Origin of the sequence: Pseudomonas sp. B21-048 (assembly GCF_024748615.1) — a bacterium.
Lineage (GTDB): Bacteria > Pseudomonadota > Gammaproteobacteria > Pseudomonadales > Pseudomonadaceae > Aquipseudomonas.
Genome location: NZ_CP087168.1, coordinates 4746159 through 4773151 on the forward strand (window position 1 = coordinate 4746159; position 26993 = coordinate 4773151).

Genomic DNA, 26993 nt, shown 5'->3' on the forward strand with positions numbered 1-26993 from the left:
GTTTGTTTCTCGAACTTTCGGTTCGTTGCGTCTTCACACACCGCAATCTGGCCTTTCGACGCAAATTGCTTGGGTGTTATATGGTCAAGCCTCACGGGCAATTAGTATTGGTTAGCTCAACGCCTCACAGCGCTTACACACCCAACCTATCAACGTCGTAGTCTTCGACGGCCCTTCAGGGGACTCAAGGTCCCAGTGAGATCTCATCTTGAGGCTAGTTTCCCGCTTAGATGCTTTCAGCGGTTATCTATTCCGAACATAGCTACCCGGCAATGCCACTGGCGTGACAACCGGAACACCAGAGGTTCGTCCACTCCGGTCCTCTCGTACTAGGAGCAGCCCCTCTCAAATCTCAAACGTCCACGGCAGATAGGGACCGAACTGTCTCACGACGTTCTAAACCCAGCTCGCGTACCACTTTAAATGGCGAACAGCCATACCCTTGGGACCGGCTTCAGCCCCAGGATGTGATGAGCCGACATCGAGGTGCCAAACACCGCCGTCGATATGAACTCTTGGGCGGTATCAGCCTGTTATCCCCGGAGTACCTTTTATCCGTTGAGCGATGGCCCTTCCATACAGAACCACCGGATCACTAAGACCTACTTTCGTACCTGCTCGACGTGTCTGTCTCGCAGTCAAGCGCGCTTTTGCCTTTATACTCTACGACCGATTTCCGACCGGTCTGAGCGCACCTTCGTACTCCTCCGTTACTCTTTAGGAGGAGACCGCCCCAGTCAAACTACCCACCATACACTGTCCTCGATCCGGATAACGGACCTGAGTTAGAACCTCAAAGTTGCCAGGGTGGTATTTCAAGGTTGGCTCCACGCGAACTGGCGTCCACGCTTCAAAGCCTCCCACCTATCCTACACAAGCAAATTCAAAGTCCAGTGCAAAGCTATAGTAAAGGTTCACGGGGTCTTTCCGTCTAGCCGCGGATACACTGCATCTTCACAGCGATTTCAATTTCACTGAGTCTCGGGTGGAGACAGCGCCGCCATCGTTACGCCATTCGTGCAGGTCGGAACTTACCCGACAAGGAATTTCGCTACCTTAGGACCGTTATAGTTACGGCCGCCGTTTACCGGGGCTTCGATCAAGAGCTTCGCGTTAGCTAACCCCATCAATTAACCTTCCGGCACCGGGCAGGCGTCACACCCTATACGTCCACTTTCGTGTTTGCAGAGTGCTGTGTTTTTAATAAACAGTCGCAGCGGCCTGGTATCTTCGACCGGCATGGGCTTACGCAGTAAATGCTTCACCCTCACCGGCGCACCTTCTCCCGAAGTTACGGTGCCATTTTGCCTAGTTCCTTCACCCGAGTTCTCTCAAGCGCCTTGGTATTCTCTACCCAACCACCTGTGTCGGTTTGGGGTACGGTTCCTGGTTACCTGAAGCTTAGAAGCTTTTCTTGGAAGCATGGCATCAACCACTTCGTGTTCTAAAAGAACACTCGTCATCAGCTCTCGGCCTTAGAATCCCGGATTTACCTAAGATTCCAGCCTACCACCTTAAACTTGGACAACCAACGCCAAGCTGGCCTAGCCTTCTCCGTCCCTCCATCGCAATAACCAGAAGTACAGGAATATTAACCTGTTTTCCATCGACTACGCTTTTCAGCCTCGCCTTAGGGACCGACTAACCCTGCGTCGATTAACGTTGCGCAGGAAACCTTGGTCTTTCGGCGTGGGTGTTTTTCACACCCATTGTCGTTACTCATGTCAGCATTCGCACTTCTGATACCTCCAGCAAGCTTCTCAACTCACCTTCACAGGCTTACAGAACGCTCCTCTACCGCATCACCTAAGTGATACCCGTAGCTTCGGTGTATGGTTTGAGCCCCGTTACATCTTCCGCGCAGGCCGACTCGACTAGTGAGCTATTACGCTTTCTTTAAAGGGTGGCTGCTTCTAAGCCAACCTCCTAGCTGTCTAAGCCTTCCCACATCGTTTCCCACTTAACCATAACTTTGGGACCTTAGCTGACGGTCTGGGTTGTTTCCCTTTTCACGACGGACGTTAGCACCCGCCGTGTGTCTCCCATGCTCGGCACTTGTAGGTATTCGGAGTTTGCATCGGTTTGGTAAGTCGGGATGACCCCCTAGCCGAAACAGTGCTCTACCCCCTACAGTGATACATGAGGCGCTACCTAAATAGCTTTCGAGGAGAACCAGCTATCTCCGAGCTTGATTAGCCTTTCACTCCGATCCACAGGTCATCCGCTAACTTTTCAACGGTAGTCGGTTCGGTCCTCCAGTTAGTGTTACCCAACCTTCAACCTGCCCATGGATAGATCGCCCGGTTTCGGGTCTATTCCCAGCGACTAGACGCCCTATTAAGACTCGCTTTCGCTACGCCTCCCCTATTCGGTTAAGCTCGCCACTGAAAATAAGTCGCTGACCCATTATACAAAAGGTACGCAGTCACCCAACAAAGTGGGCTCCCACTGCTTGTACGCATACGGTTTCAGGATCTATTTCACTCCCCTCTCCGGGGTTCTTTTCGCCTTTCCCTCACGGTACTAGTTCACTATCGGTCAGTCAGTAGTATTTAGCCTTGGAGGATGGTCCCCCCATATTCAGACAAAGTTTCTCGTGCTCCGTCCTACTCGATTTCATGACTAAGAGATTTTCGCGTACAGGGCTATCACCCACTATGGCCGCACTTTCCAGAGCGTTCCGCTAATCTCAAAGCCACTTAAGGGCTAGTCCCCGTTCGCTCGCCACTACTAAGGGAATCTCGGTTGATTTCTTTTCCTCAGGGTACTTAGATGTTTCAGTTCCCCTGGTTCGCTTCTTAAGCCTATGTATTCAGCTTAAGATACCTAACTTATGTTAGGTGGGTTCCCCCATTCAGACATCTCCGGATCAAAGTCTGTTTGCCGACTCCCCGAAGCTTTTCGCAGGCTACCACGTCTTTCATCGCCTCTGACTGCCAAGGCATCCACCGTATGCGCTTCTTCACTTGACCATATAACCCCAAGCAATCTGGTTATACTGTGAAGACGACATTCGCCGAAAATTCGCGATTAAACTCACAAATTTTACCTTAGCCTGAACAACACCAGTGAAAGTGCCATCCAGTCTATCTTTCTATCACATACCCAAATTTTTAAAGAACGATCTAATCAAAGACTAGAAATCAACATTCAACACCGTCTTGGTGGAATGCTCATTTCTAAGCTTTCAACAAACAGAAGCAGTAGTGGTGGAGCCAAACGGGATCGAACCGTTGACCTCCTGCGTGCAAGGCAGGCGCTCTCCCAGCTGAGCTATGGCCCCGTATTTCTACAGGCGTTTCCCACACAAAATTGGTGGGTCTGGGCAGATTCGAACTGCCGACCTCACCCTTATCAGGGGTGCGCTCTAACCAACTGAGCTACAGACCCAATTTCGGGCTGCTTCTTATCGTCTTCTTCAATGAATCAAGCAATTCGTGTGGGAACTTATGGAGCAGCTGATGTCGTCGATTAAGGAGGTGATCCAGCCGCAGGTTCCCCTACGGCTACCTTGTTACGACTTCACCCCAGTCATGAATCACACCGTGGTAACCGTCCTCCCGAAGGTTAGACTAGCTACTTCTGGTGCAACCCACTCCCATGGTGTGACGGGCGGTGTGTACAAGGCCCGGGAACGTATTCACCGCGACATTCTGATTCGCGATTACTAGCGATTCCGACTTCACGCAGTCGAGTTGCAGACTGCGATCCGGACTACGATCGGTTTTATGGGATTAGCTCCACCTCGCGGCTTGGCAACCCTCTGTACCGACCATTGTAGCACGTGTGTAGCCCAGGCCGTAAGGGCCATGATGACTTGACGTCATCCCCACCTTCCTCCGGTTTGTCACCGGCAGTCTCCTTAGAGTGCCCACCATGACGTGCTGGTAACTAAGGACAAGGGTTGCGCTCGTTACGGGACTTAACCCAACATCTCACGACACGAGCTGACGACAGCCATGCAGCACCTGTCTCAATGTTCCCGAAGGCACCCTTCCATCTCTGGAAAGTTCATTGGATGTCAAGGCCTGGTAAGGTTCTTCGCGTTGCTTCGAATTAAACCACATGCTCCACCGCTTGTGCGGGCCCCCGTCAATTCATTTGAGTTTTAACCTTGCGGCCGTACTCCCCAGGCGGTCAACTTAATGCGTTAGCTGCGCCACTAAGAGCTCAAGGCTCCCAACGGCTAGTTGACATCGTTTACGGCGTGGACTACCAGGGTATCTAATCCTGTTTGCTCCCCACGCTTTCGCACCTCAGTGTCAGTATCAGTCCAGGTGGTCGCCTTCGCCACTGGTGTTCCTTCCTATATCTACGCATTTCACCGCTACACAGGAAATTCCACCACCCTCTACCATACTCTAGCTCGTCAGTTTTGAATGCAGTTCCCAGGTTGAGCCCGGGGATTTCACATCCAACTTAACGAACCACCTACGCGCGCTTTACGCCCAGTAATTCCGATTAACGCTTGCACCCTCTGTATTACCGCGGCTGCTGGCACAGAGTTAGCCGGTGCTTATTCTGTCGGTAACGTCAAAACAATTACGTATTAGGTAACTGCCCTTCCTCCCAACTTAAAGTGCTTTACAATCCGAAGACCTTCTTCACACACGCGGCATGGCTGGATCAGGCTTTCGCCCATTGTCCAATATTCCCCACTGCTGCCTCCCGTAGGAGTCTGGACCGTGTCTCAGTTCCAGTGTGACTGATCATCCTCTCAGACCAGTTACGGATCGTCGCCTTGGTGAGCCATTACCTCACCAACTAGCTAATCCGACCTAGGCTCATCTGATAGCGCAAGGCCCGAAGGTCCCCTGCTTTCTCCCGTAGGACGTATGCGGTATTAGCGTCCGTTTCCGAGCGTTATCCCCCACTACCAGGCAGATTCCTAGGCATTACTCACCCGTCCGCCGCTCTCAAGAGGTGCAAGCACCTCTCTACCGCTCGACTTGCATGTGTTAGGCCTGCCGCCAGCGTTCAATCTGAGCCATGATCAAACTCTTCAGTTCAAACATCTTTGGGTTTTTAAGAAACCCTAAACTTGGCTCAGCAATCGTTGGTTACATCTTTGATTTCTCGCGGAGTAACTTGTGATGCTGATAATCTTGTTGACTATCAGTCTGACTCCACAAGCACCCACACGAATTGCTTGATTCAGTTGTTAAAGAGCGGTTGGTTAAGATCTTTCGTCTCAACCGAGGCGCGCATTCTACAGCAGCCTCTGTTGCTGTCAAGCGGTTATTTTCAGAAGTTTTCAAGGTTTTCCTTAACAACTTCAACCACTTGCGCTTTCGATCTCTCGTTAGCGGGAGGCGAATTCTACAGCGTTACTCGCTGCTGTCAACACCTCTTTTTCTCCGCTTTCGACCGAGAAGATCGAACCGTCAAAAGAGCCAACCAACACTGCCCTTTCAACTCCTTCTGGCTTCGATAAACTGAAGCGTAACCACTGTCGAAAACTGCGTAACTCTTTGTTTACCAAGGAATTTTCCGTTTCGACTGCGCCGGAAGTGGGGCGAATTATAGGCTTTCAGAATCTGCCGTCAACCTCTAATTACGCCTTTCTTGCAGAAGGTGCCTTTTGGGCTGTTAAACGTTGAATCCGGCGGGTTACAGGCGGCAATCTCAACACCAACAACAACGCACCTATAAAAGCATAGATCACCCACTCCTTGAGATCGGCACGCACAATCCACAACATATGCAGCAATCCGAGCCCGAGAACCCCATAGACCAATCGATGCAACTTCTTCCAGCGAGAACCTAAACGCCGCTGACTGTAGCGATTGGAGGTAACCGCCAATGCCAACAAACCGAGAAACCCCAGGACCCCGACAATAATGTACGGCCGCTTGCGCAACTCGATACCCAGCTGCGACCAATCAAAGCCGAGGATGAACGCCGTGTAACCGCTCAAATGCAAAACCACATAAGCGAAGCACCACAACCCCAACTGCCGCCGAACCGCTATCCACCCCGGCCAACCGGTGAGCTTCTGCAAAGGCGTCATGCTTAATGTAATGAGCAGCAGGACAAGCGCCCCCAATCCCAGCCGATCAACCAGTACCTTGCCCGGATCTGGCCCCAACACATCCTCCCAGGCCTGATACAACCAAAGCAGCGGCCAAATCGCTGCAGCGATGAAGACGCCAATACGCCAGAACGGATATCGCATCAGTAATTCTTCCGCAGATCGAGCCCTGTATATAGAGAAGCGACTTCATCCGAGTAACCATTGAACATTTGCGTGTCCCGCACATTGGGTTTGAACAGACCGCTCGGCAAACGCCGCTCCCGTGCCTGGGTCCAACGCGGATGATCGACTGTCGGGTTCACGTTCGCATAAAAACCATACTCATCCGAGGCGATACTCTGCCAGGTAGTTTTCGGCTGCTCGCTGACCAAGCTGATCCGCACGATGGATTTAATGCTCTTGAAGCCGTACTTCCAAGGCACCACCAGACGCAGCGGCGCACCGTTCTGATTCGGCAGCTCACGCCCGTACATGCCCACAGCAAGAATCGCCAACGGATTCATCGCCTCATCCAGACGCAGCCCTTCTACATAAGGCCAGTCAATCAGGGCAAAACCGGAACGCTGCCCGGGCATAGTTTTGGGATCCTGCAAGGTTTCGAAGCGAATGAACTTGGCTTTGGAGGTTGGCTCGACCTCCTTGAGCAAGGCCGAAAGAGGAAAACCGATCCACGGAATGACCATCGACCAGGCTTCCACACAGCGAAGACGATAGATGCGCTCCTCCAGTTGATAAGGCTTCATGAAGTCTTCCAGCGCATACCGCCCCGGCTTACCCACCTCCCCGTCCACCACTACGCTCCACGGTTCGGTTTTCAGCGCACCAGCGTTGGCCGCGGGATCACCTTTATCGGTACCGAACTCATAGAAGTTGTTGTAGTGAGTCGCATCCTTGAAAGGTGTGATCGCCTCGTCCTTGACGTTGACCGCCCCCCATTTGGTGAAAGGAAGCTTTTCGGCAAACCAAGACGGCGCCTTGCCAGGCTCGACATCAGCATAACGCGCAACATCGTCGGCACTCGCCCAACGCGGCAGACTGCTCACCGCCAAACTGGCGACGGCGGCACCTACTACACTGCGACGAGAAAGGTAGAGGGATTCAGGCGTGACGTCCGACTCATGACAGTCAGACGCTTTGGGGACTTTGATCAGCATGACAACTCCGCAGCTTTGGAGGACAGATGCACCCATAGACTGCGGAGTATGAGGGAAATTACATCACTCGGCTTTTTTGTGCCGACGAAGGCGTAACAGGTACTGCACCGGCCCAGAAGCCGCATAGCCGAGGAAAACCAGCAGCAGGATGCGCGGCGGATCACTGAACACAACGGCGAATACCAATACCACAGCAAGGATCGCGACGAAGGGAACGCGCCCTTTCAAGTCCAGCTCCTTGAAGCTGTTGTACTTGATGTTACTGACCATCAGCATGCCAGCGGCGGCAACCATCAGTGCAACCAGGAACGACATCTTGGAACCCTGAATGCCGTAGTCGCTGAATGCCCAGACAATGCCCGCAACCACACCGGCGGCAGCCGGGCTGGCCAGACCGATGAAGTAACGTTTGTCTGCGGTACCGACCTGAGTGTTGAAACGAGCCAGACGTAATGCCGCCCCCGCTACATAGATGAAGGCCACCATCCAGCCGACCTTGCCCATGTCACCCAGGGCCCATCCGAATGCCAGCAATGCCGGCGCCACACCAAAGGCAACCATGTCCGACAGCGAGTCGTACTCGGCACCGAAAGCACTTTGGGTATTGGTCATACGGGCAACACGACCGTCGAGGCCGTCGAGTACCATGGCGACGAAAATCGCGATCGCGGCAAACGCAAAATATTTGCTCGCGCCGATCGCATCACCGGCACTCAAGGCACTCTGGGCGCTCATCGAGTTGATGATGGAATAGAACCCTGCGAAGAGGTTCGCAGTGGTGAACAGATTCGGCAGAAGATAGATACCACGATGCCGGACTTTACGACCTTCAGCGTCATGCCCTTCTTCGATGTGTTCATCGATAGGCAGAAGGCTTTCGGCGTCAGAAGCCTGCTTTGGCTCTTCGGGACGTTCGCTCATGGACATTTACCTTGCAACGGGGTGGAAAGTTTCGACAGGTGTCTGGGACGACGGTTCGGCCGCAAACAATGCAGCTTTATACCAGAACCGGCGGATCCAAACGAAAAAACGCGGCCTAGGCCGCGTTTTCCGTACAAGCTCGGGACTTAGTTCTTGGCTTTGTCGACGATCTTGTTGGCACCGATCCACGGCATCATGGAGCGCAGTTGCTCACCGATGATTTCGATACCGTGAGCGGCGTTGTTACGACGCTTGGCGGTCATCGAAGGATAGCCGGTGGCGCCTTCGCTGATGAACATCTTGGCGTATTCGCCGTCCTGAATACGTTTCAGGGCGTTGCGCATGGCCTGACGGGATTCGGCGTTGATCACTTCCGGACCGGTCACGTACTCGCCGTACTCAGCGTTGTTGGAGATCGAGTAGTTCATGTTGGCGATACCGCCTTCGTACATGAGGTCAACGATCAGCTTCAGTTCGTGCAGGCATTCGAAGTAGGCCATTTCCGGCGCGTAGCCAGCTTCAACCAGGGTTTCGAAACCGGCTTTTACCAGCTCAACAGTACCGCCGCACAGAACGGCTTGTTCGCCGAACAGGTCGGTTTCGGTCTCGTCCTTGAAGGTGGTTTCAATGATGCCGGTACGACCGCCACCAACGCCAGCGGCGTAGGACAGTGCAACATTTTTGGCGTTGCCCGAAGCATCCTGGTAGATAGCGATCAGGTCAGGGATACCGCCGCCTTTGACGAACTCGGAACGCACGGTGTGGCCCGGAGCTTTCGGCGCGATCATGATCACGTCGAGGTCAGCACGTGGCACAACCTGGTTGTAGTGAATCGCGAAACCGTGGGAGAAGGCCAGGGTAGCGCCTTTCTTGATGTTCGGCTCGATTTCGTTCTTGTACAGGGCAGACTGGAACTCGTCCGGGGTCAGGATCATGACCAGGTCGGCAGCCGCTACGGCGGAAGCAACGTCAGTCACTTTCAAGCCGTGGGCTTCAGCTTTGGCAACAGTGGCCGAACCTTTACGCAGACCAACAGTAACGTCAACGCCGGAGTCTTTCAGGTTGCACGCTTGAGCGTGGCCCTGGGAACCGTAACCGATGATGGCAACTTTCTTGCCCTGGATGATCGACAGGTCGCAGTCTTTTTCGTAATAAACTTTCATGAAATTCCCCTCTATATCCTGGCCGTTCAGGCCATTCGCTAATTTGGTTTAGATGCTCAGTACTTTGTCGCCGCGGGCAATCCCGGTGACGCCACTGCGTACGGTTTCCAGAATCGAGGCAGTCCCGATCGATTGAATGAAGCTGTCGAGCTTATCGCTGGTACCGGTCAATTGAACGGTATACACGCTAGCGCTGACATCAACGATCTGCCCACGATAAATATCGGTAGTGCGTTTGATCTCGGCGCGCTGGGCGCCGGTGGCCTTGACCTTGACCAGCATCAGTTCGCGCTCGATATGAGCACTCTCCGACAGGTCGACCAGTTTTACCACTTCGATCAGCTTGTTCAGGTTCTTGGTGATCTGTTCGATGACTTCATCATGGCCGACAGTGGTCAGCGTCAGACGCGACAGGGTCGGGTCTTCGGTGGGTGCCACGGTCAAGCTTTCGATGTTGTAGTTGCGCTGTGAGAACAGGCCGACTACACGAGACAGAGCGCCCGGTTCGTTTTCCAGAAGCAAGGAAATAATGTGCCGCATGATTAAGTACGCTCCGTCTTGCTCAGCCACATATCGCGCATGGAGCCGTCTTTGATCTGCATCGGGTAGACGTGCTCGCTGGTGTCGACCGAAATATCGATAACCACCAGGCGATCTTTCATGGCGAACGCCTCTTCCATCTTCGACTTCAAATCTTTCGATTCGGTGATGCGCACGCCAACGTGACCATACGCCTCGGCCAGCTTGACGAAGTCAGGCAATGATTCCATGTAGGAGTGCGAGTGGCGGCTGCCATAACTCATGTCCTGCCACTGGCGAACCATACCCAGCACACCGTTATTCAGAATGACGATTTTTACCGGCAAACCGTATTGCAGGCAGGTCGACAGTTCCTGAATGTTCATCTGGATGCTGCCCTCACCCGTTACGCAGGCGACGTCGTCATCCGGAAAACTCAGCTTGATGCCCATGGCCGCCGGAAAACCGAAGCCCATGGTGCCCAGGCCACCGGAGTTGATCCAACGGTTCGGCTTATTGAACGTGTAGTACTGCGCAGCGAACATTTGGTGCTGACCCACGTCGGAGGTCACAAAGGCGTCGCCCTTGGTCACTTCGCACAGGGTTTCGATCACAGTCTGCGGCTTGATCACACTGCCGTCGCCCTTGTCATAAGGGAACAGGCCGCGGTCACCGCGCCACTCATCGACTTGCTTCCACCAGCTGGCAACGGAGTCCTTGTCCGGGGTCTCGCCGATTTCCTTGAGGATCGCGACCATTTCGGTCAGGACACTCTCGACCGGGCCGACGATAGGCACGTCTGCCTTGATGGTCTTGGAGATCGAAGCCGGGTCGATGTCGATGTGAATGATCTTGGCATTCGGACAGAACTTGGCCGGGCCGTTGATCACGCGGTCATCGAAGCGCGCGCCGACTGCAAGGATCACATCGGCATGGTGCATCGCCAGGTTGGCGGTGTAGCTGCCGTGCATGCCGAGCATGCCAATGAACTGACGGTCGGTGCCAGGGTAGGCACCCAGGCCCATCAGGGTATTGGTTACTGGCAGGTTGAGCATCTTCGCCAGTTCGGTCAGCGGCGCGGAGCCACCACCGAGGATCACGCCGCCGCCTGCATAAAGCACAGGACGCTTGGCCGCCAGGAGCATTTCAGCTGCCTTGCGGATTTGCCCGGAGTGACCGCGAACGGCCGGGCTGTAGGAACGCAGCTTGGCTTTTTTCGGGAAGATGTATTCGAACTTTTCGGCCGGATTGGTCATGTCTTTCGGGATATCGACAACGACCGGACCAGGACGACCGGATTGCGCCAGGTAGAACGCTTTCTTCATGACTTCCGGGATTTCCGACGCATGCTTGATCATGAAGCTGTGCTTCACGATTGGCCGGGAGATACCGATCATGTCGGTTTCCTGGAATGCATCGGTGCCTACCAGGGTGCTAGGCACCTGGCCGGAAATGATCACCATCGGAATGGAGTCCATGTAGGCCGTGGCAATACCGGTGATGGCGTTGGTTGCGCCCGGGCCGGAGGTTACCAGTACCACACCGGCTTTACCGGTGGCACGGGCATAACCGTCTGCCATATGGGTCGCAGCCTGCTCGTGACGAACCAGGATGTGGGTCACTTCCGGTTCTTTGAACAGGGCATCGTAGACATGAAGAAGAGCACCGCCCGGGTACCCGTAGATATATTTGACGCCTTCGTCACGCAAAAAGCGGACGAGCATCTCACCGCCAGATAAAAGCTCCACGTTGTTCACCTCTAAAACGCCAGAATACCGCCCACATACACAGAGGACGGGTCTTAATAGGTTTACTTCTCGGCAGAGCATGAGCGACGGTGGTCGCCGACTACGTCAGCACTGACTGAGCAAGTATTGGGATCGTCCCAAGTGTTGCGGGCCTTTCCCACCCAGCGCGAGGTAACGCGTTGCGGGTGTAACAGGTCGGCGCGGGTGTGCGCCTCATGATCTACCGAGTGGGTCTGCTTCTGGCAGTCCCTCTACAGCGGACTTTGGATTCTTCTGTTTCGCCCATCGCAAGTCAAGCCGTCAATGTGCTTTATTCGAACTAAGCGCATGAGAACGCAAGAAAAAACCTTTAAACCGCAACTGTGTTAGCTTCGATTGCGCACCCATGACAAGGAAATGGCATGCGAACGCTCCTCTTCACCGCTGGCTTGCTGATCAGTCTGAGCCCTTTGTGCATGGCGGGTCAGATCTATAAATGGGTCGATGCCCAGGGCGTTACCCATTTTGATGCGCAACCGCCCCCAGGCCAGGAGCCCACCCTCGTGGTGACGCCCGCCCCGCCCGTCGGCAGACCAAGTACACCAACGCGCAGCAACGTGATAGGCGATCAACGGGCCATCGACAACAAAGTGAAAAAGCAGGTCGCCGAGCAGCAAACCCAGCTAAAAGTATTCTGCGAACAGGCCCGAACGAACCTGGCTCAACTGCAGAATAATCCGCGACTACGGGAGGAGGTCGACGGTGAGACGCGCCGCCTGACCGACCAACAACGTCAGGAGCGCATGACCGAAGCCCAGAAACAGATTGCGAAAAATTGCCAGTAGTTAGCGAGTGGCGGTGATCAACAGGTCGAACTCTTTGAGCAAGACCTGAAGCTGCCGATCCTTGCCCTGGACGTTGCGGGCGGCGAAGACCATTTCGGCCATCTCCTGGATCCCCGACGCGTTGGGCAATGGCAGGTTTTGCTCCAGGATCGACTTCATTGTTGGCAGGAAGATCCATTGCAGCCATTGCTCGAAATCCAGCGTATCCACCGAAAACGGCTCGACACTGGATAGCGCTTCAGCGGATGGCGAAACTTCGTCCCACCAGCCCTGGACGCGCAGTTCGCGTTCGATCAACAGCAACTGTTCGGCAATCTTCGGGAAGCGTGCATCCATCACAGCGAGACCTTGGCCTTCTGACGAGCCAACGCGGCACCGGCGGAGTCACCCTGCTTCTCACGAGCCTGGGCGATCAACTCCCACAGGCTGGCCTGAAGGGCCGGACGACCACTGGCGAACGTCAAACCACGACGGGCGAATTGCTCGGCCTGTGCCGCATCGCCTTGAGCCATACGCACCTGGGCCAGGCGATAAAGCACTTGCGGCTCACGCGGCGCAACACGCTGGGCGCGCTCGAGACTAGAGGACGCACCATTAAGGTCGCCGCTGGCCTGTTGCTGCTGGGCAGTGGTCAACAACGCCAGGACCGGACCGTCCAGTTGCTCATCGGCAGACAGGCCGCCGACGCTCGCCGAAGGAATTCCGCTGGGCGTCGATGGCATGCTGTAGCTGCCCTGGTTAATCGGTGCCGATTGGACCGGCGAGGTATCGATCGGCCCCGGAGTGATCGGGCCTGGGGTAATCGGCGAAGTGCTGATCGGTGCGGAAGAAACAGCGCCACCACCCGGCACCATCACCACAACGCCAGTGTCACCTTGCGGGATTGCCTGAGTCTGGCCTTGCACAGGACGCTTTACCGTCGTCTGACGGTAACCGCCATTCGCCTGTATCCGTTCACTGTTCGAAACCGCGCTACCGGAATCCACAACCGGAATCGAACCACGTTGTACGGTGGAGCAGCCGCTGAGCAAAGCCACGGCGGTCACTGCTGGAATCAACCACTTGTTCACTTGAAACCCTCTTTGCTTAATTCATCCAGCCCTTGACCCAATCCATCACCGATTCTGCAGGGTTTTCGCCACCGCAAGCAGCACCGGGAGGCGGTTCGCTGCCGCGAATATACGGCATCTGCACCGCGCCTGGGCAGCTGCCTTCAGAACCTTGCCCGGTGCGCGAATCGACCCAGGCCTGAACAATATTGTCCGGCTGCGGCATGTCCAGCGGCAGCGGATCGGCCTTGCGCATGAAACTGGTCCAGACCTGCAACGCACCGGTGGCACCGGTGAATGGTGTCTTGCCGTTATCATCGCGCCCCAGCCAGACCACCGCCAGCAGATCCTGACTGAAACCGGCGAACCAACTGTCCCGCGAATCGTTACTGGTACCGGTTTTACCGGCCAGGGTCAGGGTTTTTGGTAACACGTTGTAAACCGAACTGCCCGTACCTTCACGCATGACCCGTTGCATGGCGCTCTGGATCAGATAAATAGAGGCCGGGTCGAATTGCTGCTGAATCTGGAACGGATAACGCTTGAGTGGCTCGCCCTCGGCAGTCAGCACGCTGCGAATCCCGCGCATAGGCGTATTGAATCCGCCGTTGGCCAGCGTCTGGTACATGGTCGCCACTTCGATCGGGGTCATACCGCCCGCACCGAGCAACATCGACGGGAACGCCGGGAATTCGCGACTCACTCCCAGACGCGCCAAGGTCTTCAAGACATTCGGCACACCCACCGCCAACCCGAGACGCGCGGTGGACAGGTTGTAGGAATGCGCCAACCCTTGATAAAGGAACACCGTACCGTGGGAACGGCGATCATAGTTCTGCGGTTTCCAGACCTGACCGTCCGCGCCTTTTACCGAGAAGTAGTCGTCTGACAGCCAACTGGTCAGCGTGTATTGGCTCGGTTTCTCAAGGGCAGTCAGATAAACCGCCGGCTTGATCAACGAGCCGATCGGTCGTACCGCGTCCAGCGCCCGGTTGAAACCGGCAAAGCTCGCCTGACGGCTACCGATCATGGCCTGGACTTCGCCGGTTTCCGGGTTGGTCACGACCATGGCCGCCTCAACCTCATCGGAACCCTTGCGTCCGGACAGGCGTTTGAAGGTGTCGTTGACCGACGCCTCGGCTTTCATCTGCAGGATCGGGTCGAAACTGGTGAAAATCCGCAGGCCTTCTTCGGTCAAGTCTTCGTCGCGGTAGTCTTCGCGCAATTGACGCTTTACCAAGTCCAGGAAGCCCGGAAACGAACTGTCGGCCAATTTGCCGCGAGTGGTCACACCCAACGGCATTTTTTTCGCCGCCTCAACCTGCTCGTCGGTGGCAACGCCTTGTTCCTTCAGAACATCGAGCACCAGATTGCGCCGTTCCAGCGCCCGCTCAGGGTTGCGCCGCGGGTTGTAATAGGACGGCCCCTTGACCATGCCCACCAACAAAGCGACTTGATGCAGTTTCAGCTCGGACAATGGCTGCCCGAAGAAGAACTGGCTGGCCAGGCCAAAACCGTGCACCGCGCGCTGACCATCCTGGCCGACGAACACTTCATTGAGGTAAGCCTCAAGAATTTCGCGCTTGTCGTAATGCAGCTCAAGCAACAACGCCATCATGGCTTCGGTGAGCTTACGGGTCAGGCTGCGTTCGCTGGTGAGGTAGAAGTTCTTGACCAACTGTTGCGTCAGCGTACTGCCGCCCTGCGTCATCTTGCCGCCCGAGGTGTTGACGTAGATGGCTCGGGCAATTGACTTCGGCGACACGCCCCAGTGGCTGTAGAAATCCCGGTCTTCTACGGCAACCAGGGTTTCAAGCAGATACGGCGGAACCTGATCGATCTTGATCAGGATGCGGTCTTCGAGGTTTTTCGGGTAAATCCCGCCGATCAGCAGCGGTTCCAGTCGCACCACAGAAAGCTTCGAACCGTTGGTCGCCGAGAGCTCGGCCACGTAATCGCCGGAGAAGCGCACACGCACGGGCTGGGCCTGTTCCATGCCTTCATAGAACTGGAAACCTCGGGTATTCAAATCGACGGTATTGCCATTGACCGCCGCCGCGCCGGGGCCGTTGCTGACGGCTTCGCGTCGGTAGCCCAGGGCATCGAGCTCGGTGAGGAAGTCTTCCTTGCTCAGTTTCTGGCCAGTGAACAGCTCGAGCGGGCGCGCGTACACCTTGGCCGGGATGGTCCAGCGCTTGCCGGAGAACTTCTCCTGGACCACAGCGTCGAGGTAAACCGCGAATCCGGCGAGCACCACAAGGCCGACCAGGCTGAGTTTAAGGGCCCAGCCCAGCCACGGGCGCATGCCCCTGGAAGGTGGTTTTTTGGGGGTGCGGGGGGATCGAGTACGAGTCATGGCGGCGGATTATACGCACTTTATTCATCCTCAACAGGCGCCCGCCGAGGTTTGCGTCGGGCGGACTTGCGGCCATAATGGCGGCCTTGAATTTTCCCCAGACTCTGAAGGATCGCCTGTGAGCCAGTCCCTGATCGCTGCCCTGCAAAACCCGGCCCTCTACCCGCATCCCGTCGAAGGGTTCCAGGTCATCGAGACCCATATCTCCTGGGTGCTGCTCACTGGCCCCTACGCCTATAAAGTGAAGAAGCCGGTGAATTTCGGTTTCCTCGACTTCACCAGCCTCAAGGCTCGCGAGCATTTCTGCGCTGAAGAGCTACGCCTGAACCAGCGCCTGACCCATGATTTGTATCTTGAAGTGTTGCCGATTACTGGCAGCGCCGAGGCACCACAACTGGGTGGCGAGGGACCGGTTGTCGATTACGCCCTGAAAATGCGTCAGTTCCCACAAAGCCAATTGCTCAGCACCTTGCAAGCCAACGGCGAATTGACTACTGCACACATCGATGAGATGGCCGCGCAGATCGCTCAATTCCACCTCAGCGCGCCGAAAGTACCTGCTGAACATGAAGCTGGCACACCGGACAGCGTCATGGCGCCGGTACGGCAGAACTTCGAACAGATCCATCCGTTCCTCAGCGACAAGGCTGACCTGCTGCAACTCGAGGCGCTGCAAGCCTGGGCCGAAAGCAGCTTCGAACGCCTCAAGCCGCTGTTCGTCCAACGCAAGGCCGATGGTTTCATCCGTGAATGCCACGGTGACATTCACTTGGGCAACGCCACCGTGATCGATGGCAAGGTTGTGATCTTCGACTGCATCGAGTTCAACGAACCGTTCCGCTTCACCGACGTTTACGCCGACACCGGTTTCCTGGCGATGGACCTGGAAGACCGTGGCCTGAAGAGCCTGGCGCGCCGTTTCATCAGCCAATACCTGGAGCTGACCGGCGACTATCAGGGCCTGGAGCTGCTGAATTTCTATAAAGCTTACCGCGCACTGGTTCGCGCCAAGGTCAGCCTGTTCAGCATGCCCGCCGAGGCCGATCCGGTGCAGCGTGCTACTACGCTGCGCCAGTACCGCAACTACGCCAACCTGGCGGAAAGCTACAGCACTATCCCTTCGCGCTTCCTGGCGATTACCCACGGTGTTTCCGCCGTCGGCAAGAGTCACGTGGCCATGCGCCTGGTGGAAGCGCTGGGCGCCATTCGTCTGCGCTCCGATGTCGAGCGCAAGCGTCTGTTCGGCGAGCAAGCCGTACCAAACGCCCTGCAGGCCGGCATTTATAGTGCCGATGCCAGCGCCGCTACTTACAGCCGTCTGCATGAAATTGCCGGTGTAATTTTGCATGCCGGTTTCCCGGTAGTGGTCGATGCCACGTACCTCAAGCGCGACCAACGCGACGGCGCGGCAAAAATCGCCGAAGCCACGGGGGCGCCATTCCTGATTCTCGACTGCGACGCACCGCAAGCAGTGATCGAGAGCTGGTTGAAGCAACGTCAGGCAGACAATAACGATCCATCCGACGCCAACCTGACCGTTATCGCCGCCCAGCAAGCCAGACGCGAGGCCCTGACGCCAGCAGAAATTCTGTGCAGCAAACGCGTCCAGACCAATGAAAGTGGCACGCTCGATATTGTCGTGGCGCAGATTCGCCAACGTCTTCCAGGTCTGTAAAAAACTATTTCAACCGTGAAGCCTTCACCGGCTTCACGGCTGCCGAATAGTGGCACTATACTGGCGTCACAAAACCATCAGGTGATGCGACATGAGCCAGCCGAAACTTCTCGATACCCCGCTTTATGCCTTGCTGCACAAAGACGACATCACAGCCTTCAACAACGAACGCCCGAAGGATGGACCTATCGACATGGTCGGTGGCGACTTCCGTGGTCTCGATCTGCGTGAACTGAATGCCGACGGCATTGACTTCACCGATGCCTATTTCCGCTCTGCCGACTTGCGCGGCATTGACTTACGCAACGCTTCCCTGGAAGGCGCGAGCCTGGCCCACGCGCAGATCTCCGGCACCTATTTCCCGCCAGAGCTGAGTGCCGATGAGATTCTGATGTCGATGAATTTCGGGACCCGACTGCGTTATCGCACCCGCTAAAACGACGTTCTGCCAAGTCCGGCGCCCCTGCCCTGCGCTGGACTCTGTACTTTTTTACTCTGAAACTCAATCCTCCGCCCGACTTCCGACGGCACTCGCAGCCTTTTCACACACCTTCTTGAGCCCGCCTCTTAGAAGCTTTTGCGTCGAAACCGACCAAACAATCACGCTTTTCCTACTGATGGCTACACTCCTGAGAGGCTCGCCCACGCACCGTTCGGCTGTCGCAAGGAGGCTTGATGAATGATGAACTGCAACACCTGAAAAATCTTGGCAAGACGTCGGCGCAATGGCTGCATGCCGTGGGCATCCACAGTGCCTCGGACTTGCGTCGGTTGGGAGCTGTGGATGCTTATCGAGCCGTGCGCACACGCGGTTTTCGGGCGTCCAAGGTGTTGTTGTATGCGATCGAAGGCGCGCTAATGGATGTTCACTGGAACGACATTCCCGCCGAGCGCAAGGAAGCTTTGAACAAACAGCTGGATGCTATCTCGTCACGCCACAAGATTTGAATGGGTAATTACGCTTGCCTACACAGCTTGAAGACCAATGATTGCTGGGCCCTTACCAAGGAAACTGGTGGGCTTCACAGAAATCAAGAATCAGCGGTTGACTTAGTAATGAGAATCGCTATTATTATCACAACTGGTCGCGAGACTGGTCGATATTCTGAAAAGCCCTTGGTTCGGACTCTCAGATTATCTCCTCATCAGGCTAATCACGGTTATTTGACCCGGCTTTTGCCGGGTCTTTTTTGCCTGTGGAAAACTCGCCACGGTTACTGACCTGACGGCTTGCCGAACTGTTTACGCATCTGCGCGCAGTCATCCTGGGGCGGCGTGGCGGGCGCATACCAGACGTAATCGGCCATGGCCGGCGTGACCTCAGCGCCCTGCTCCGCCAGCATCAATACCATCGGCGCTTCAGGCTCACCCAGATCCAGCACATGGATCGGCACCCCGACATCCTTGCGTGCGTGGTACGCGCCGGCAATCAGCAGTGAAGGCGTCGGTGCGGCCAGTAATCGCTCGGCCATCCGCCGGTCACGCTGCTGCTGGACGGCCAGCATCGCGGGCATTTGCGATGTGGGCAGCAAGCCGCAGTGGGAATCGCTGATTTGTGCCAGCAATGTCTCTTTAACCATCGGGGCGTTGGAGCGCGAACCGCTCAATGTCGGCGGTTTGGCATAGACAGTACGGATTTCAAGCGTATCCAGATTGGCCGCCAGCAACGGGTACGGCTGAGTCAGGGCAAAACCAACGATTGGCCCATACAGATTCCAGTCCCAACCCGATTGCCAGGCCAATGCATTGGGCAAGTCAGCAGGTAGCGGTGAAGCATGCCTGACGTGATCGACGCGCGCTTGCTGATCCGGCCTGAGCATTTCCAGCAGCAAACTGCCTTGAGGCCGCCGCTTACCCAGCGCCTGTAATAACCACAATTGCAGTTGATGATGATCACGATTGTCATGCTGCTCGCCGACGATCAACCGCGAAGGTTTGGCTAACCGTGCAAGCAGTTCCTGCGCTGTCAGGGCTTGACCACTGCGCAGGTCCAGGATCTCTCCGCTGACCGGCGGCGGTGCCGATACACGCTGACAGCCACTCAGTAATAGCGCAGCCAGAAAAACCATCACACGTGTTTTCATCCCTAAACACCTCTGAGGGCGATGCTCAACAGTATGTCGACCGGAACGTCCAGGCGCATAAACGACTTCCTTAAAAGGTTTTCCCCGCATCGAGAGGACAGGCCAAGTATCCTCGGCATCAGGCAAATCGCCCCGTGGGTGAGCGGCCATTTGATAATTACCTGAATTTGAACGCTCGGACATATCGGTCTGCAGGACTTGAGGGATAAACATGAAGCTTCTTTGCACAGGCGCCGAATTGGCTGACGCCAGCAGTCGCGGTTTCAACGTCGACGGTCAGAAACTTCTGGCCGTGCGTCGGGGTGGCCAGGTGTATGTGTATGAAAATCGCTGCCCGCACCGGGGCGTCGGACTGGAGTGGCAGCCGGACCAGTTTCTCGACCCCAGCAATAGCCTGATCCAGTGCGCCACCCACGGCGCACTGTTTTTGATCGAAGACGGCGAATGTGTCGCCGGGCCATGCGCCGGGCAATCCCTGACCACCATCCCCTGCCATGAAGACGAGCAAGGGATTTGGGTCACGCTCTAACTGTTTAACAGCACTTCCAGCCGCCGATCGACCACCATCTCTTCATGGGTCAAGTGCACGCCATACGCCAGCACTTCGACCCCGCACGCCACCGCTTCGCGTAACGCCGCCGCGTAGGCCGAATCGATTTCTTCCGCAGGACGCACGGAGTCGATGCCGGTCAGGTTCACACAATACAACTGCACTGCACGAATCCCGTCCCGGGCCAAATGCGCCAACTCCCGCAAATGCTTGGCCCCGCGCTGGGTCACCGCGTCGGGAAACGCCGCCACCAACGAGCCATCGAAGCCCAGGGTGACGCTTTTGACTTCCACATACGCGGGCCCACTCGGGTAATCGAGACGGAAATCGATGCGGCTGCTCTCCTGACCGTAGGCCACTTCGCGCCTCAGTTCGGTAAAGCCGTTCAGCTCGGTGATGACATTGGCCCGCAACGCCTCTTCGATTAAACCGTTGGCACGCCCGGTGTTTACGCAAAACAACCGCCCTTGCGGGGTTTCCCCGACTTCCCAAGTGCCGGGCAACTTACGCTTGGGGTCACTGGAACGGCTGAACCAGACCTGCCCGCCTTCGACTTGGCAATTAAGCATCGAGCCGGTGTTCGGGCAGTGAATGGTCAACAATTCGCCGCCAACGGTTTCGATATCGGCGAGAAAACGTTTATAGCGACGAATCAAGCGACCTTCTTCGAGGGGAGGATGAAAGCGCATCAGCCTTGCCAGCTCTTCAAACCGCGAGCGATCCGCTCAACCGCTTCTTGCAAGCGTGAAAGACTTTGTGTGTAGGCAAACCGCACATGATGCCCGGCCTGATAACGCCCAAAATCCAGGCCCGGGGTGATCGCAACGTGTTCGGTTTCGAGAAAATGTCGGCAGAACGCGAAGGCATCGCCGCCGAACTTGCTGATATCGGCGTATAAATAGAACGCACCTTCCGGTTCCACGGCGATACCGAAGCCCAACTCCCTCAAGGCTGGCAGCAGGAAATCACGACGTCGGCCGAACTCGGCGCGACGCTCCTCGAAAATTTGGATGGTGGCGGGTTCGAAGCACGCCAATGCGGCGTGCTGGGCCATGCTCGGCGCGCTGATATAGAGGTTTTGGGCGAGTTTCTCCAGCTCACCGACCGCCGCTTCTGGCGCTACCAGCCAACCGAGACGCCAGCCGGTCATGCCGAAATACTTGGAAAAACTATTGAGAACGAAGGCGCTGTCATCGACTTCCAGCACGCTGGCCGCCTCCGTGCCGTAAGTCAGGCCATGGTAGATCTCGTCGACCACCAAATGGCCGTGACGGGCCTTGATCGCGGCAGAGAGCCCGGCCAATTCGTCGTGGGTCAGGATGGTCCCGGTCGGGTTGGCCGGCGAGGCCACCAGGGCACCGACGCTGTCGTGATCCCAATGACGCGCGACCAGGTCCGGGGTCAGTTGATAACGCACGTCCGGACCTACAGGAACAAGCTGCGCCGCGCCTTCCACCAGCCGCAGGAAGTGCCGGTTGCACGGGTAACCCGGGTCTGCCAGCAGCCAGTGTTTGCCTGGGTCTACCAGCAAGGCACTGGCCAACAGCAACGCGCCTGAACCACCGGGCGTGATGAGGATGCGTTGTGGATCGATGTTCAACCCGTAACGCTGCTGATAAAACGCCGAAATGGCTTCGCGCAGCTCGGGAATGCCGCGAGCGGCGGTGTAACGGGTCTTCCCCGCCGTCAGCGCGGCCTGGCCGGCCTGGATGATCGGCTCGGCGGTGGTGAAGTCCGGCTCGCCGATTTCCAGGTGAATCACGTCGTGGCCGGCCGCTTGCAGCTCATTGGCGCGCGCCAGCAGGGCCATAACGTGAAACGGTTCGATAGCGCGACTGCGCGCACTGTAGGACTGAGCCATTTAGCCTTCCTTACGACGGGGAAAAATCGATTCTACCCAAGCGCAGGAACGAGCGAGAACCTAAAGCGGTCAGAGCCCATATAACGCGGGTTTCAAACGATTCAAGCGTAGGCCCCAGGTTTGACTAAAATCAATAATTGATCAGGTCTCCAGAGCCACCAGGCAAGGCTTTGCAATCTTTTGCAAGCGCCTCGGGCCGCAGGCTCGATATCCGGGAGTGGCGCGGCCCGATTTGATCTGGTAAGTTCGCCCGCTTGCAGCCGCAGGGCCGGCAGGTGTCGGTGATGGAGCAATCCTGCGCAATGGATTACAAGAGTAGAGGCGGTCCATTTCATGCCCACCCAAGCAAAGCAACAACAGAACCAGTCGATCAGCGGCTTCGAACCCTACAAAGAAGTGAAGGGCGAAGAGTACATGGGCAAGCCCATGCGCGCTCACTTCACCAAGATCCTGAACAAGTGGAAACAGGACTTGATGCAGGAAGTCGACCGCACTGTTGATCACATGAAAGACGAAGCGGCCAACTTCCCGGACCCGGCAGATCGTGCCAGCCAGGAAGAAGAATTCAGCCTCGAATTGCGCGCCCGCGACCGCGAGCGCAAGTTGATCAAGAAAATCGACAAAACCCTGCAATTGATCGAAGACGAAGAATACGGCTGGTGCGAGTCCTGTGGCGTCGAAATCGGCGTCAAGCGACTGGAAGCCCGCCCTACCGCCGATATGTGCGTTGACTGCAAGACCCTGGCGGAAATCAAGGAAAAGCAAGTCGGCAAGTAATCTTTGCGACTTGAACGAAGAACGGAGCGTGCGAACGCTCCGTTTTTTGTTTCTGACATTTGCTGATTTGTTGCGTCTTTAAAATCGCCTTCGTCGGATTGGCGCCGATCCGACGAAGGCGGCTTCAAGCCATGCTCAAAACGATTGAACAGACCCTGACATCGCCCTTATGACCGCCATCGCACCCCCCGCCTACATCGGACGCTTCGCCCCTACGCCCAGTGGCCATTTGCACTTCGGTTCGCTGGTCGCAGCACTGGCCTCCTACCTCGATGCCCGTTCGGTCGGTGGCCGCTGGCTGGTGCGCATGGAAGATCTCGATCCGCCACGGGAAGAGCCCGGTGCTCAGGCGGCAATTCTCAAGGCGCTGGAAAGCTACGGGTTCGAGTGGGATGGCGACATGGTCCGACAGAGTGAGCGGCACGCAGCCTATGACGAAGTCATCAGTCGCCTGTTCAATCAGGGCCTGGCCTACGCTTGTACCTGTTCGCGCAAGCAACTGGAGCCGTATCACGGCATCTATCCCGGATTCTGCCGCAACGCGGGGCACGGCGCAGAGAACGCGGCCATCCGCCTGCGTGTACCGGAGCTGGAATACCACTTCATCGACCGGGTGCAGGGCGAATTCCGTCAACACCTGGGCCGGGAGGTCGGTGATTTCGTGATCCGCCGCCGCGACGGGCTCTACGCCTATCAATTGGCGGTGGTGCTGGACGACGCCTGGCAAGGCATCACCGATATCGTGCGCGGGGCCGACTTGCTGGATTCCACGCCGCGCCAGCTCTATCTGCAAGAACTGCTCGGCCTGCCGCAACCGCGCTACCTGCACATCCCGCTGATTACCCAGCCGGACGGCCACAAGCTCGGCAAATCCTATCGCTCGCCGCCGCTGACCGAAGATCAGGCCACACCGCTGTTGCTGCGCGCATTGCGGGCGCTGGGGCACAAACCTGCGACCGAACTGAATGACGCCACGCCACGGGAAGTGCTGAACTGGGGAATTGCCCACTGGGATGCCTCGCTGATCCCGCGCACACTGACGTTGCCCGAAGCGCAACTGCAGTGATGCCACTTGCAGTGGCGCGCCCATCCGTTACCATCGCCGCACGTTTTCGGGCACGCGCATAAAAAAGAGAGGCCGGGATGTACATCTATCGCTTGGTCCTGCTCCTGGTAGTGGGGATTTATCTGTTCTCCCCGGCCATCATGGATTGGTGGATCGACGCCACGGGCGCTTGGTATCGCCCTTATTTGCTCTGGCTGATTCTGATTGTCGTGACCTTCATCCTGCAGAGCCAAAAAGATGCCGATGAGCTTTAGCCTGACCCAGATGATCCTGATCAGCGCCGCGTACCTGGCGGTGCTGTTCGGCGTGGCCTGGGTCAGCGAACGGGGCATGATCCCCCGGGCGATCATTCGCCACCCGCTGACGTACACCCTGTCGCTGGGCGTCTACGCCAGTGCCTGGGCGTTTTATGGCACGGTGGGCCTGGCCTATCAGTACGGCTACGGTTTTCTCTCCAGCTACCTTGGGGTTTCCGGGGCCTTTCTGCTCGCGCCGGTGCTGTTGTACCCGATCCTGAAAATCACCCGCACCTATCAACTCTCGTCCCTGGCCGACTTGTTTGCGTTTCGTTTCCGCAGCACCTGGGCCGGTGCGCTGACGACGATTTTCATGCTGATCGGCGTACTGCCGTTACTGGCGTTGCAGATTCAGGCAGTGGCCGACTCCATCAGCATCCTCACCCGCGAGCCGGTGCAGCATCGCGTGGCCCTGAGCTTCTGCGCACTGATTACGCTGTTCACGATTTTCTTCGGCTCACGCCACATCGCTACCCGCGAGAAACATGAAGGCCTGGTGTTCGCGATTGCCTTCGAGTCGGTGATCAAACTGATCGCGATTGGCGGCGTCGGTCTGTATGCGCTGTATGGCGTGTTCGACGGCCCGCAGCAGCTGGAACTGTGGCTGCTGCAAAACCAGACCGCCCTCGCCGCCTTGCACACGCCATTGCAGGAAGGCCCGTGGCGCACGCTGCTGCTGGTGTTCTTCGCCTCGGCGATTGTGATGCCGCACATGTACCACATGACCTTTACCGAAAACCTCAACCCGCGCTCGCTGGTCAGTGCGAGTTGGGGTTTACCGCTGTTTCTGCTGTTGATGAGCCTGGCGGTGCCGCTGATTCTCTGGGCCGGGCTGAAACTCGGGGCCACGACCAATCCGGAATATTTCACCCTAGGGATCGGCATCGCTGCCAACAGCAAAGCCCTGGCGCTACTGGCGTATGTCGGCGGATTATCAGCGGCCAGCGGACTGATCATCGTCACCACGCTGGCGCTGTCCGGGATGGCGCTGAACCATCTGGTGCTGCCGCTCTATCAGCCGCCGGCCGAAGGCAATATTTACCGTTGGCTGAAATGGACCCGCCGGGCGCTGATCGTCGCGATCATCATGGCCGGTTACGGTTTTTACCTGCTGCTGGGCGCCGAGCAGGATTTGGCCAACCTCGGCATCGTTGCCTTCGTTGCCACGTTGCAGTTCCTGCCGGGGGTGTTGTCCGTGCTGTACTGGCCGACCGCCAACCGTCGCGGCTTCATCGCAGGTTTACTGGCGGGGATTCTGGTGTGGCTGGTGACCATGCTGCTGCCGCTGGTCGGCAATCTGCAAGGCTTCTACATTCCACTGTTGAACATGATTTACGTGCTGGACGACACCAGTTGGCACATGGCAGCAATCGCCTCGCTGGCCGCCAACGTGCTGATGTTCACCCTGATTTCGTTGTTCACCAACGCCAGCCCCGAAGAGGCCAGCGCCGCCGAAGCCTGCGCGGTGGACAACGTTCGCCGCCCGCAACGCCGCGAACTGCATGCCGCCTCGCCTCAGGAATTTGCCACGCAATTGGCAAAGCCGCTGGGCGCCAAGGCCGCGCAGAAAGAAGTCGAACAGGCGCTGCGTGACCTCTATCTGCCGTTCGATGAACGCCGGCCATACGCCTTGCGCCGCCTGCGTGACCGTATCGAAGCCAACCTCTCCGGCCTGATGGGGCCGAGCGTGGCGCAGGACATGGTCGAAACCTTTCTGCCCTACAAGGCTGGCGGCGAAAACTACGTCACCGAAGACATCCACTTCATCGAAAGCCGCCTTGAGGACTACCACTCGCGTCTCACCGGCCTTGCCGCCGAACTCGATGCCCTGCGCCGCTACCACCGCCAGACCTTGCAGGAATTGCCGATGGGCGTGTGCTCGCTGGCCAAGGATCAGGAAATCCTTATGTGGAACAAGGCCATGGAGGAACTGACCGGGATTGCCGCGCAGCGTGTGGTCGGTTCGCGCCTGAGCACCATTGGTGATCCGTGGAGAGAACTGCTGCAAGGCTTCATCAATCTGCCGGATGAGCATTTGCACAAACAGCACCTGGCCCTCGACGGTCAGACACGCTGGCTGAACCTGCACAAAGCGGCGATCGATGAACCGTTGGCGCCGGGTAACAGCGGCCTGGTGCTGCTGGTGGAAGACCTGACCGAAACCCAGATGCTCGAAGACAAACTGGTGCACTCCGAGCGCCTGGCCAGCATCGGTCGATTGGCGGCCGGCGTGGCCCATGAAATCGGCAACCCGATCACCGGCATTGCCTGTCTCGCGCAAAACTTGCGTGAAGAGCGTGAGGAAGACGCCGAACTCACAGAAATCAGCGGGCAGATCCTCGAGCAGACCAAACGCGTGTCACGCATCGTCCAGTCGCTGATGAGCTTCGCCCACGCCGGCAGTTATCAGCACAGTGACGAGCCCGTCTGTCTGGCGGAAGTGGCCCAGGATGCCATTGGCCTGCTGGCCCTGAACCGGCGTAATTTCGAAGTACAGTTCTACAACCTGTGCGACCCTGATCATTGGGTCGAAGGCGACCCGCAGCGGCTCGCCCAGGTATTGATCAACCTGCTTTCAAACGCCCGCGACGCCTCGCCTCCAGGCAGTGCGGTACGAGTCAAAAGCGAAGCCGGCGAACACACGGTCGATCTGATCGTCGAAGACGAAGGCAGCGGTATTCCCTCGAGCATCATGGACCGATTGTTCGAACCCTTCTTCACCACCAAGGATCCTGGCGAAGGCACCGGTCTGGGCCTTGCACTGGTCTATTCCATCGTTGAAGAGCATTATGGACAAATCACCATCGACAGCCCGGCTGATGTTCAAAGCCAACGCGGCACCCGGATCCGGGTCACCTTGCCGCGTCATGTCGAAGCGACGTCCGCTGTGAACTGAGACCGTCGAGAGTATCGAAT

At 56.9% G+C, this 26993-nt stretch carries 21 protein-coding genes, 2 tRNA genes and 2 rRNA genes; 9 read left to right on the plus strand and 16 right to left on the minus strand.

The features are described 5' to 3' along the window. Positions 1–80 precede the first annotated feature (80 nt). The 10 genes from LOY56_RS22210 to LOY56_RS22255 form a co-directional block, all read right to left on the minus strand. Positions 81–2972 (minus strand): 23S ribosomal RNA (locus LOY56_RS22210). Between the two features lie 235 nt (positions 2973–3207). Continuing rightward, positions 3208–3283, minus strand: a tRNA-Ala gene (locus LOY56_RS22215). A gap of 30 nt (positions 3284–3313) precedes the next feature. Continuing rightward, a tRNA-Ile gene (locus tag LOY56_RS22220) sits at positions 3314–3390 on the minus strand. Positions 3391–3472: 82 nt separating this feature from the next. Further along, a 16S ribosomal RNA gene (locus LOY56_RS22225) occupies positions 3473–5009 on the minus strand. The 16S and 23S rRNA genes sit together here with 2 tRNA genes alongside, the layout of an rRNA operon. Before the next feature lie 545 nt (positions 5010–5554). Beyond that, positions 5555–6175 (minus strand): protein-methionine-sulfoxide reductase heme-binding subunit MsrQ, encoded by a 621-nt coding sequence (gene msrQ, locus LOY56_RS22230; protein WP_258617128.1) that lies wholly within the window; start codon positions 6173–6175, stop codon positions 5555–5557. Continuing rightward, positions 6175–7188 (minus strand): protein-methionine-sulfoxide reductase catalytic subunit MsrP, encoded by a 1014-nt coding sequence (msrP, locus tag LOY56_RS22235; protein WP_258617129.1) that lies wholly within the window; start codon positions 7186–7188, stop codon positions 6175–6177. The genes msrQ and msrP overlap by 1 nt, the downstream gene beginning before the upstream one ends. Before the next feature lie 63 nt (positions 7189–7251). Then, positions 7252–8109: a CDP-diacylglycerol--serine O-phosphatidyltransferase gene (pssA, locus tag LOY56_RS22240; RefSeq protein ID WP_095055878.1), complete on the minus strand. Its 858-nt coding sequence runs from the start codon at positions 8107–8109 to the stop codon at positions 7252–7254. Between the two features lie 146 nt (positions 8110–8255). Continuing rightward, positions 8256–9272: a ketol-acid reductoisomerase gene (ilvC, locus tag LOY56_RS22245; RefSeq protein WP_007948647.1), complete on the minus strand. Its 1017-nt coding sequence runs from the start codon at positions 9270–9272 to the stop codon at positions 8256–8258. A 48-nt stretch (positions 9273–9320) separates the two neighbouring features. Continuing rightward, complete coding sequence (gene ilvN / locus LOY56_RS22250) at positions 9321–9812, minus strand: acetolactate synthase small subunit (protein ID WP_003176102.1); 492 nt, start codon at positions 9810–9812, stop codon at positions 9321–9323. 2 nt (positions 9813–9814) lie between these two features. Further along, positions 9815–11539 (minus strand): acetolactate synthase 3 large subunit, encoded by a 1725-nt coding sequence (locus tag LOY56_RS22255; RefSeq protein ID WP_258617130.1) that lies wholly within the window; start codon positions 11537–11539, stop codon positions 9815–9817. A 401-nt stretch (positions 11540–11940) separates the two neighbouring features. Between LOY56_RS22255 and LOY56_RS22260 the strand changes: the two genes are divergently transcribed. Next, entirely contained in the window at positions 11941–12363 is a 423-nt protein-coding gene (locus tag LOY56_RS22260) for a DUF4124 domain-containing protein (RefSeq protein ID WP_258617131.1), read from the plus strand. On the opposite strand, the gene LOY56_RS22265 is transcribed toward LOY56_RS22260, so the two are convergent. From LOY56_RS22265 to mrcB, 3 genes are read right to left on the minus strand one after another with little or no spacing between them, the layout of a single operon-like run. Then, positions 12364–12699, minus strand: coding sequence for a YqcC family protein (locus tag LOY56_RS22265; protein WP_258617132.1), 336 nt, complete (start codon positions 12697–12699; stop codon positions 12364–12366). Then, positions 12699–13433, minus strand: coding sequence for a M48 family metallopeptidase (locus LOY56_RS22270; RefSeq protein ID WP_258617133.1), 735 nt, complete (start codon positions 13431–13433; stop codon positions 12699–12701). The genes LOY56_RS22265 and LOY56_RS22270 overlap by 1 nt, the downstream gene beginning before the upstream one ends. Before the next feature lie 16 nt (positions 13434–13449). Continuing rightward, on the minus strand, positions 13450–15768 hold the full coding sequence (mrcB, locus tag LOY56_RS22275; RefSeq protein WP_258617134.1) for a penicillin-binding protein 1B: 2319 nt from the start codon (positions 15766–15768) through the stop codon (positions 13450–13452). 118 nt (positions 15769–15886) lie between these two features. On the opposite strand from mrcB, the gene LOY56_RS22280 reads away from it, so the two are divergent. From LOY56_RS22280 to LOY56_RS22290, 3 genes are all read left to right on the plus strand, one after another. Beyond that, a complete protein-coding gene (locus LOY56_RS22280) occupies positions 15887–17443 on the plus strand; it encodes a bifunctional aminoglycoside phosphotransferase/ATP-binding protein (RefSeq protein WP_258617135.1) in 1557 nt (518 codons plus the stop codon). 91 nt (positions 17444–17534) lie between these two features. After that, positions 17535–17879, plus strand: coding sequence for a pentapeptide repeat-containing protein (locus tag LOY56_RS22285; protein WP_258617136.1), 345 nt, complete (start codon positions 17535–17537; stop codon positions 17877–17879). A gap of 239 nt (positions 17880–18118) precedes the next feature. Then, positions 18119–18391, plus strand: coding sequence for a TfoX/Sxy family protein (locus tag LOY56_RS22290; protein WP_007902045.1), 273 nt, complete (start codon positions 18119–18121; stop codon positions 18389–18391). A gap of 266 nt (positions 18392–18657) precedes the next feature. Here the strand turns inward: LOY56_RS22290 and LOY56_RS22295 are convergent, their stop codons facing one another. Continuing rightward, positions 18658–19527: a ChaN family lipoprotein gene (locus tag LOY56_RS22295; RefSeq protein WP_258617137.1), complete on the minus strand. Its 870-nt coding sequence runs from the start codon at positions 19525–19527 to the stop codon at positions 18658–18660. A 211-nt stretch (positions 19528–19738) separates the two neighbouring features. Here LOY56_RS22295 and LOY56_RS22300 point away from each other — a divergent pair, with 211 nt between their 5' ends. Next, entirely contained in the window at positions 19739–20056 is a 318-nt protein-coding gene (locus tag LOY56_RS22300) for a Rieske (2Fe-2S) protein (protein ID WP_258617138.1), read from the plus strand. Here LOY56_RS22300 and sfsA read toward each other — a convergent pair. After that, entirely contained in the window at positions 20053–20766 is a 714-nt protein-coding gene (gene sfsA / locus LOY56_RS22305) for a DNA/RNA nuclease SfsA (protein ID WP_258617139.1), read from the minus strand. The two genes, LOY56_RS22300 and sfsA, sit on opposite strands and share 4 nt — an antisense overlap. Beyond that, on the minus strand, positions 20766–21938 hold the full coding sequence (locus LOY56_RS22310) for a pyridoxal phosphate-dependent aminotransferase (protein WP_258617140.1): 1173 nt from the start codon (positions 21936–21938) through the stop codon (positions 20766–20768). Before LOY56_RS22310 ends, sfsA begins: the two co-directional genes overlap by 1 nt. Before the next feature lie 333 nt (positions 21939–22271). Between LOY56_RS22310 and dksA the strand changes: the two genes are divergently transcribed. From dksA to LOY56_RS22330, 4 genes are all read left to right on the plus strand, one after another. After that, a complete protein-coding gene (gene dksA, locus LOY56_RS22315; RefSeq protein ID WP_030130357.1) occupies positions 22272–22715 on the plus strand; it encodes an RNA polymerase-binding protein DksA in 444 nt (147 codons plus the stop codon). A 169-nt stretch (positions 22716–22884) separates the two neighbouring features. Continuing rightward, positions 22885–23781, plus strand: coding sequence for a tRNA glutamyl-Q(34) synthetase GluQRS (gene gluQRS / locus LOY56_RS22320; RefSeq protein WP_258617141.1), 897 nt, complete (start codon positions 22885–22887; stop codon positions 23779–23781). Between the two features lie 77 nt (positions 23782–23858). Next, on the plus strand, positions 23859–24035 hold the full coding sequence (locus tag LOY56_RS22325; RefSeq protein WP_003176118.1) for a hypothetical protein: 177 nt from the start codon (positions 23859–23861) through the stop codon (positions 24033–24035). Further along, positions 24019–26973 (plus strand): sensor histidine kinase, encoded by a 2955-nt coding sequence (locus tag LOY56_RS22330; RefSeq protein WP_258617142.1) that lies wholly within the window; start codon positions 24019–24021, stop codon positions 26971–26973. Before LOY56_RS22325 ends, LOY56_RS22330 begins: the two co-directional genes overlap by 17 nt. Positions 26974–26993 lie beyond the last annotated feature (20 nt).

Coding starts and splice junctions, on each gene's coding strand:
- msrP (WP_258617129.1), bottom strand. CDS start 7,188: ATGCTGATCAAAGTCCCCAAAGCGTCTGACTGTCATGAGTCGGACGTC.
- LOY56_RS22260 (WP_258617131.1), top strand. CDS start 11,941: ATGCGAACGCTCCTCTTCACCGCTGGCTTGCTGATCAGTCTGAGCCCT.
- pssA (WP_095055878.1), bottom strand. CDS start 8,109: ATGAGCGAACGTCCCGAAGAGCCAAAGCAGGCTTCTGACGCCGAAAGC.
- LOY56_RS22310 (WP_258617140.1), bottom strand. CDS start 21,938: ATGGCTCAGTCCTACAGTGCGCGCAGTCGCGCTATCGAACCGTTTCAC.
- sfsA (WP_258617139.1), bottom strand. CDS start 20,766: ATGCGCTTTCATCCTCCCCTCGAAGAAGGTCGCTTGATTCGTCGCTAT.
- gluQRS (WP_258617141.1), top strand. CDS start 22,885: ATGACCGCCATCGCACCCCCCGCCTACATCGGACGCTTCGCCCCTACG.
- LOY56_RS22285 (WP_258617136.1), top strand. CDS start 17,535: ATGAGCCAGCCGAAACTTCTCGATACCCCGCTTTATGCCTTGCTGCAC.
- ilvN (WP_003176102.1), bottom strand. CDS start 9,812: ATGCGGCACATTATTTCCTTGCTTCTGGAAAACGAACCGGGCGCTCTG.
- mrcB (WP_258617134.1), bottom strand. CDS start 15,768: ATGACTCGTACTCGATCCCCCCGCACCCCCAAAAAACCACCTTCCAGG.
- LOY56_RS22290 (WP_007902045.1), top strand. CDS start 18,119: ATGAATGATGAACTGCAACACCTGAAAAATCTTGGCAAGACGTCGGCG.
- LOY56_RS22265 (WP_258617132.1), bottom strand. CDS start 12,699: ATGGATGCACGCTTCCCGAAGATTGCCGAACAGTTGCTGTTGATCGAA.
- LOY56_RS22295 (WP_258617137.1), bottom strand. CDS start 19,527: ATGAAAACACGTGTGATGGTTTTTCTGGCTGCGCTATTACTGAGTGGC.
- dksA (WP_030130357.1), top strand. CDS start 22,272: ATGCCCACCCAAGCAAAGCAACAACAGAACCAGTCGATCAGCGGCTTC.
- LOY56_RS22330 (WP_258617142.1), top strand. CDS start 24,019: ATGCCGATGAGCTTTAGCCTGACCCAGATGATCCTGATCAGCGCCGCG.
- LOY56_RS22325 (WP_003176118.1), top strand. CDS start 23,859: ATGTACATCTATCGCTTGGTCCTGCTCCTGGTAGTGGGGATTTATCTG.
- msrQ (WP_258617128.1), bottom strand. CDS start 6,175: ATGCGATATCCGTTCTGGCGTATTGGCGTCTTCATCGCTGCAGCGATT.
- LOY56_RS22300 (WP_258617138.1), top strand. CDS start 19,739: ATGAAGCTTCTTTGCACAGGCGCCGAATTGGCTGACGCCAGCAGTCGC.
- ilvC (WP_007948647.1), bottom strand. CDS start 9,272: ATGAAAGTTTATTACGAAAAAGACTGCGACCTGTCGATCATCCAGGGC.